Origin of the sequence: Porcipelethomonas sp. (genome assembly GCF_051893655.1) — a bacterium.
Classification (GTDB): Bacteria; Bacillota; Clostridia; order Oscillospirales; family Ruminococcaceae; genus Porcipelethomonas.
Genome location: NZ_JBJFHN010000115.1, coordinates 801 through 7,683 on the forward strand (window position 1 = coordinate 801; position 6,883 = coordinate 7,683).

Consider the following 6,883-nt stretch of genomic DNA (forward strand, 5'->3'; position numbering starts at 1 on the left):
TCTGAAAGTTTTTGTCTTACTTTTTTCAAAAAGTAAGTTGTCGAGCCTTATTTAAGGAAACGAATAATAGAAAGCCACGTCTGAAAGTTTTTGTCTTACTTTTTTCAAAAAGTAAGTTGTCGAGCCTTATTTAATGGAACGAATAATAGAAACCCACGTCTAAAAGTTTTTGCCAAGCTTTTTTCAAAAAGCGGTTTTTTCAAAAAAGTAAGTTACTTTTTTTCGAATAAGTTTGTATCACCGTTCATTATCGGAATTTTTACACGATACTCAATATAGTCCTCGTTCTGAATTTTTTTAGAATCAGCAGCGATACCAGCAGCCTTCATGGTTTCTACTGCCTTATTTATAGTATTGACAAAAATCCTCACATTCTGAAAAACCTTGCTTCTTTTGCGATAGCTTTCCTTGTCCTTTGCCTTGCCTATGTATTCATCTATTGCCTGTTCAGTACGCTCAACATTAAGATTATATTTGATAACTTTGTTGATTATCTCCAGACGCTCTTCTTTGCTGCCCAGACGGAGAAGTGCTCTTGCATGTCTTTCAGTAAGGTTGAATTTTGATATCAGTTTCTTTTCCTCGTCACTTAATTTCAGTATTCTCAACTTGTTGGCGATTGTAGACTGTGCCTTTCCCAGCTTTATTGCTGCATCCTCCTGAGTCATTCCATAGTAGTTTATAAGCTTTTCAATGGCATTTGCTTCATCAAAAAATGACAGATCCTGACGCTGAATATTTTCCACCAGTGCAAGCACCGCACTTGTCCGTGCGGAAATATCAAGAATAATGCATGGAACATATTTCAGCTGTACCAGCTTTGCAGCCCTGAGTCTTCTCTCCCCTGCTATAAGCTCGTATCCTTTTTCAAGCTTGCGTACAGAAAGCGGCTGTAAAATACCATTCTGACAAATACTTTCCGCAAGAGAGCTGATATCATTGTAATCAAATTCAGTTCTCGGCTGATGAGGATTCGGAACAATTTCCGCAATAGGGATTTGTATTACCCGGTTTTCTTCTTTTTCCTTTTCTTTTTCTTTTGTAAAAAATGCTGCCATATTTAACTTCCTTTCTTTTTGATAAGTTAATTTTAACTCAAACGGGAAATTATTTCCACACAAAAAATCCCCTTTTAAGATTAATAAAAGGGGAAAATACGGCAATATTTTATTATTTCAAAGTGGCTTGTTCTTTATTTGACTGCTGTTTCTGGGATATTTTAATGAAGTCTGCGATATTTTTTCAACAATGAATATCTTCCTGTGTTCAAAACTATTGAGCTTATATTCGATTTCATCTGAAACTTTTCCGCCAAGCATTTCAATTGCATTTTTTGAATCAGAAAGCTTTTCATTAGGACCTTTCATAGCGGCAAAAATACCGCCTTTTTTTACAAATCCCATGCAATATTCCGAAAGAACCGGCATTGCTGCAACGGCTCTTGCAGCAGCAACATCAAATTTTTCACGGTATATGGCATTTTTTGCAGCGTCCTCTGCTCTGGAATGTATAGTAACTGCTTTGATTTCAAGTCGTTGACAAAGCTCGTCCAGAAATTTAATCCGCTTGTTCAGACTGTCCAGAAGCGTAATCTGAATATCTTCCCTGTAAAGCTTAAGGGGTACAGACGGGAAACCTGCCCCAGTTCCCACATCTATAAAAGATGCATTTTCAGGAATATTAACATATTTATCAAGTAAAATACTGTCAAGAAAGTGCTTTACCCATATTTCTTCCGGATCAGTAATAGCAGTCAGGTTGATTTTTTTGTTGTATTCAATTAAAAAGTCACAGTAAACTGACAACTTTTCGTGAAGCTTTTCCGAGTAATTAAGTCCGTTTTCAACAAACAGACTCTCGCATTGTTTAAAACTTACCATTTAACCTCCCCTGCTGTTCCAGCCACACTGCCAGAACTGAAGCATCCGCCGGAGATACTCCGGAAATTCTTGAAGCCTGACCAATATTTTCAGGTTTATGCTTGTTAAGCTTTTCAATAGCCTCAAGACGAAGCCCACGAATCACACTATAATCCAGATCTTCCGGCAGTTTTTTAACTTCCATTTTTCTCATAATTTCAATCTGTTCCATTTGCTTTTCGATATATCCTTCATATTTTATCTGCAATTCAACCTGTTCCCTTACTTCAAAATCAAGTTCAGGTCTTTCCGGGTCAAAACTTCTAAGCATGTCATACCCCAGCTGAGGACGCCTTATAAGATCAGCCATTTTGCAGCCAGTAGAAAGCGGAGAAGTCGCCTTTTCCACAAGGAAATTATTAAGCTCCTCAGAAGGCGGAATGTTAAGCTTTTTCACTCTTGCAATTTCCTTTTGAGTATCAGATATTTTTTTCAGAAGCTTCTGATATCTTTCTTCTGAAATCAGACCCAGCTTGTAGCCTATTGGAGTAAGCCGCTGATCGGCATTGTCCTGTCTCAGCACAAGTCTGTACTCACTTCTGGAAGTCATCATTCTGTATGGATCAGCACAGCCTTTTGTTACCAGATCGTCTACAAGGGTACCGATATAAGAGCTTGCACGGTCTAAAATCATGGGTTCTCTTCCCTGTATTTTAAGTGCCGCATTTATTCCGGCAACCAGTCCCTGTGCGGCAGCTTCTTCATAACCGGAACTTCCGTTAAACTGTCCGGCACCGTAAAGACCCTCAAGATTTTTAAATTCCAAAGTAGATTTCATCTGCACAGGGTTACAGCAGTCATATTCAATAGCATACGCCGGACGCATAATTTCAACATTTTCAAGACCTTTTATAGTACGCAGAAAGCTAAGCTGAACGTCCTCCGGAAGTGAAGATGACATGCCCTGGAGATAATATTCATCAGTATTAAGTCCCATTGGTTCAACAAAAAGCTGATGTCTTTCCTTGTCAGCAAACCGGACTACTTTGTCCTCAATTGACGGACAGTATCTGGGTCCCACACCCTGAATACGTCCGGAATATAAAGGAGATCTGTCAAGATTATCCATTATAACCTTGTGAGTTTCAGGATTTGTATAGGTTATGTAACAGGAAACGATATTTTTCATTTCAGCCGGATCACTTTCAAAAGAAAACGGCACAATATGGCTGTCACCATCCTGTTTTTCCATTTTATCAAAATCAATACTGCGTTTGTGTACTCTGCAAGGAGTACCAGTCTTGAAACGCCTTATTTCAACTCCATTTTCTATAAGGCTTTCAGACAGCAAAGTGGAAGGCAAAGCAGCGTCCGGACCGCTTTCATAGGACTCCTCCCCTATGTGAATTTTTCCCTTAAGATAAGTTCCGGTAGCAATTATAACCGCTTTTACCTTATATTCAGCACCAAGTTTTGTCCGCAGTCCGCAGACAGTTTTATTTTCTGTCAGTATCTGTGCGACTTCACCCTGTTTTATAAAAAGATTTTTTTGCTTTTCGCACACTTTTTTCATGTACTCATGATATTTCATTCTGTCCGCCTGAACTCTTAGGCTGTGAACAGCCGGACCTTTTCCCTTGTTAAGCATACGGCTTTGTATAAAGCATTTGTCAGCTGCTTTACCCATTTCTCCTCCCAGAGCATCAATTTCCCTTACAAGGTGTCCTTTTGCAGTACCGCCGATTGACGGATTACAGGGCATATTGGCAATCTGGTCAAGAGAAATTGTAAAAAGCAGAGTTTTACAGCCAAGTCTTGCGGAAGCAAGTGCTGCTTCAACTCCGGCGTGACCGCCGCCCACAACGGCAACGTCAAATTCTCCCATAAAGTAACTCATAAATCAACTCCACAAATTGTTCCACGTGGAACATTTTTCAGCATAAAAGATTATTTTCCTACACAAAATCTTGAAAACACATCATCAATAATTTTTTCAGAGGACTTCTCCCCTGTCAGTTCCATTAAACTGTCCAGTGCACTGTCAAGAACCACCGTTACAGCGTCAAGCATTTCACCGTTTCCCAGTATTTCCTTTGCCTGAATAACGTCAGCAAGTGCCTTGTCGATACAATTTTTCTGGCGTTCATTTGCTATAATTCCCTGATCAGCCTCACTTTCATCATGTAAAAACATATCCTCAAGGATATTCTGAAGCTTTTCTATACCCTCTTCATTTTTTGCAGAAATTTCAACTATATGTTTAAAATTATTATAGATATACTCTTTGTTAATATTACTTTCACCGTCAGTCTTATTAATAACGGCTACGCAATTTTTATCATTAAGACGGCTTATAAGCTCAAAATCCTTTTTTTCAAGCTCTGCCGTACCATCAAATACAGCAAGAATAAGATCTGCTTCATCAATTTTTTTATAGGCAATATCAACGCCCATACTTTCTATAATATCATCAGTTTCTCTGATTCCCGCAGTATCCGAAAGTCTCAGAGTCAGCGACCCTAAACGCACACTTTCCTCTATTGTATCTCTGGTGGTTCCGGCAATATCAGTAACAATACTTCTCTGAAATCCGCTAAGACAATTCATAAGTGTAGATTTTCCAACATTAGGTCTGCCGGCGATAACAGTATTGATTCCGTCTCTTATGATCCGACCGTGGTCATAAGTTTCAGATGTTTTAGTTAAATCTTTAACCACTCTGTCTATCTGTGCCCCTAAAACCTCCGGACTAACCTCCGGTACGTCCTCTTCCGGGAAATCAGCCCAAGCGGCAAGGTCAGCAAGAATGTTAACGAGCTTTTCCTTTATGCCGTCTACTCTGCGGAATACTGCTCCTTCTTTCAGAGCGTTTGCGTATCTGAGCTGACATTCTCCAGACGAGCTTATAACATCCATTACCGCTTCAGCCTGAGTCAATGACATTTTACCGTTGAGAAATGCTCTTTTAGTAAATTCACCTGGCTGTGCCGGCACTGCTCCGGAATTATATATTATTCTAAGTATTTTTTTAGTAATATATCTTCCACCATGGCATGAAATTTCAACAGTATCTTCTCCGGTATAGCTTTTAGGATTTCTGAATACAGTCAATACCACATCATCTACAATTTCATTATTATATATAATATTACCATAGGCACAAGTATAACCGTCCATGTCCGACGGACGCTTTCCGGCGAAATTTTTAAAAATCCTGTCTGCAATATCCAGAGCCTTTTCCCCTGAAATTCTTATAACGGATATTCCTCCTGGAGCGTCTGGAGTAGCAATTGCGGCGATAGTAGACATAAAAATTCTCCTTTAGAAATTAAAAGGGCGGCAAAAGGCCGCCCGAATTTTGTCTGAAAATTATTATAAAAGGGCAAGAAACTAATCTGAAAGTTTTGTCCACTTTTTTAAAAGTGGCAGGTGTCCAGAGGACGGAGTCCTTTGGTCGTCGTCCGCAGACGGCGAAATTCTTATGCTTAATAAGTGCCTTGCAAGGGGTAAATTCCAAAATCAGTCCTGCGGACTGTTTTGGAAGAGGGGACGCTTTGCAAGTGAAAGCGTCCCCTGATTTACTTTGAAATTAGTTTTTTCTACAGTCTGAAAACTTCATAACCGCCCGTAAAAATCAAAGCTCAATTTTTCCGTAAAGACCGGCATTAATATCATCTTCCGGCTTAGGCTTTTTGTAGTCCTTTTCAAAGCTTGTTTTAAGGTCAAGCGAACGGGGACCTTCGTTCTTTTTATTTGAATGATTTTTATTATTTTTACGGTTTGAGTATTTTTTCGGATTATCCGAAGCAATAACGACCTTTCTGTAAGGTTCTTCACCGATAGACTTAGAGTTAACACCTTCAATCTGAGCCACAGTAGAATGAATAATTCTTCTTTCATAAGGGTTCATAGGTTCTAAAACAGTTGATCTGCCGGATTTTTTAACCTTTTCACTGATTTTTTCTGCAAGACCTTTAAGAGTTTCCTCTCTTTTTTCCCTGTAACCGCAGCTGTCAAGGGAAACTCTTACATAGTCACCCTCAATACGGTTAGTAACCAGAGTTGCAAGATACTGCAAAGCGTCAAGGGTTTCACCCCTTCTGCCTATAACAGCACCGGAGCCTTTGCTGTCAATATCAGCGAAAATACCCGAATCAATAATTGTGATACTGATTTCAGCGTCTATCCCCATTTTTTCAAGTACTTTTTCGAGATAGCTTTTGCATGTATTAAGCTTAGCAGTTTTAACTCTTTCAATTCTCTTGTCTTCCATGTAAGAAGGGCCTAAATCTATAGGTTCATTGTAACCTGCCCATACTCTTGCTTCCGACTTGATTTTTCCGAACAGACCTTTTTTAACATCTTCCAGTACACGAAAGCTTATGTCTTTAAGGGGGATCTGAAATTCATCAGCCGCCTTTCTTTTAGCTTCATCAATAGATTTCCCCGTAAAAATTCCGCATTTGTCCATAGGAACCATTTCTGCATTATCTGCCATTTTTCTCAATCTCCTTTCAGCCCATAAAGACGGAAATTTTTCAGACTATTCGTCATCATTTTCCTCAGTATATTCATCACCGTATTTTTCCGCCATACGTTTTCTTGCTTCGTTAATAAGCTGTCTGTTATACTGTGATCTTTCAGATTTTGACATACCCTCAGTTGCGGCATTATAATCAGGTCTGCCGCCTTTTTTAGCCTGTTCCTGCTGTTTCATAAGTTCAGTCTGCTGATCCATCATTCTCTGCATAAGTCCGGGTTTTTTATTTTTACTTTTCTCTTTAAGCTTTACATTTATAGCTTCAACACGCTTAGGAGAAAAATAAGCATAAAGAAGGAAAGACTGTAAAAATGAGAATACAGAAGACCATATCCAGTAGAAACCAACACCGGCAGGCACTGAAAAAGCAAGCCATACCGAGAACAGCGGCATTACCAGCATGATAATTTTCATAGCGCCGGAATTAGGCATATCAGGATTCATCTGCTTTGACTTATACTGTGAATATAAAGAAAACAGAAGC

6 protein-coding genes are annotated in these 6,883 nt (G+C 39.2%); all 6 read right to left on the reverse strand.

Annotated elements, in window-relative coordinates; genetic code table 11:
* Nucleotides 1-212: 212 nt before the first annotated feature.
* Nucleotides 213-1,058: a ParB/RepB/Spo0J family partition protein gene (locus ACI4WO_RS06670; RefSeq protein ID WP_439806781.1), complete on the reverse strand. Its 846-nt coding sequence runs from the start codon at nucleotides 1,056-1,058 to the stop codon at nucleotides 213-215.
* A gap of 117 nt (nucleotides 1,059-1,175) precedes the next feature.
* The gene (gene rsmG, locus ACI4WO_RS06675; RefSeq protein ID WP_439806782.1) at nucleotides 1,176-1,880 is read right to left on the reverse strand and encodes a 16S rRNA (guanine(527)-N(7))-methyltransferase RsmG; all 705 of its coding nucleotides are present in this window, start codon (nucleotides 1,878-1,880) and stop codon (nucleotides 1,176-1,178) included.
* Entirely contained in the window at nucleotides 1,867-3,756 is a 1,890-nt protein-coding gene (gene mnmG / locus ACI4WO_RS06680; RefSeq protein WP_439806783.1) for a tRNA uridine-5-carboxymethylaminomethyl(34) synthesis enzyme MnmG, read from the reverse strand. The genes rsmG and mnmG overlap by 14 nt, the downstream gene beginning before the upstream one ends.
* Nucleotides 3,757-3,806: 50 nt before the next feature.
* Nucleotides 3,807-5,168: a tRNA uridine-5-carboxymethylaminomethyl(34) synthesis GTPase MnmE gene (gene mnmE / locus ACI4WO_RS06685; RefSeq protein ID WP_439806784.1), complete on the reverse strand. Its 1,362-nt coding sequence runs from the start codon at nucleotides 5,166-5,168 to the stop codon at nucleotides 3,807-3,809.
* A 325-nt stretch (nucleotides 5,169-5,493) separates the two neighbouring features.
* Nucleotides 5,494-6,357, reverse strand: coding sequence for an RNA-binding cell elongation regulator Jag/EloR (jag, locus tag ACI4WO_RS06690; protein WP_439806785.1), 864 nt, complete (start codon nucleotides 6,355-6,357; stop codon nucleotides 5,494-5,496).
* 45 nt (nucleotides 6,358-6,402) lie between these two features.
* On the reverse strand, nucleotides 6,403-6,883 hold a 481-nt coding region (locus tag ACI4WO_RS06695), incomplete at its 5' end, for a YidC/Oxa1 family membrane protein insertase (RefSeq protein ID WP_439806786.1).

Excerpts from the sequence above, each read along its gene's own strand:
- mnmE (WP_439806784.1), bottom strand. The coding sequence starts at position 5,168 with ATGTCTACTATCGCCGCAATTGCTACTCCAGACGCTCCAGGAGGAATA.
- ACI4WO_RS06670 (WP_439806781.1), bottom strand. The coding sequence starts at position 1,058 with ATGGCAGCATTTTTTACAAAAGAAAAAGAAAAGGAAAAAGAAGAAAAC.
- jag (WP_439806785.1), bottom strand. The coding sequence starts at position 6,357 with ATGGCAGATAATGCAGAAATGGTTCCTATGGACAAATGCGGAATTTTT.
- rsmG (WP_439806782.1), bottom strand. The coding sequence starts at position 1,880 with ATGGTAAGTTTTAAACAATGCGAGAGTCTGTTTGTTGAAAACGGACTT.
- mnmG (WP_439806783.1), bottom strand. The coding sequence starts at position 3,756 with ATGAGTTACTTTATGGGAGAATTTGACGTTGCCGTTGTGGGCGGCGGT.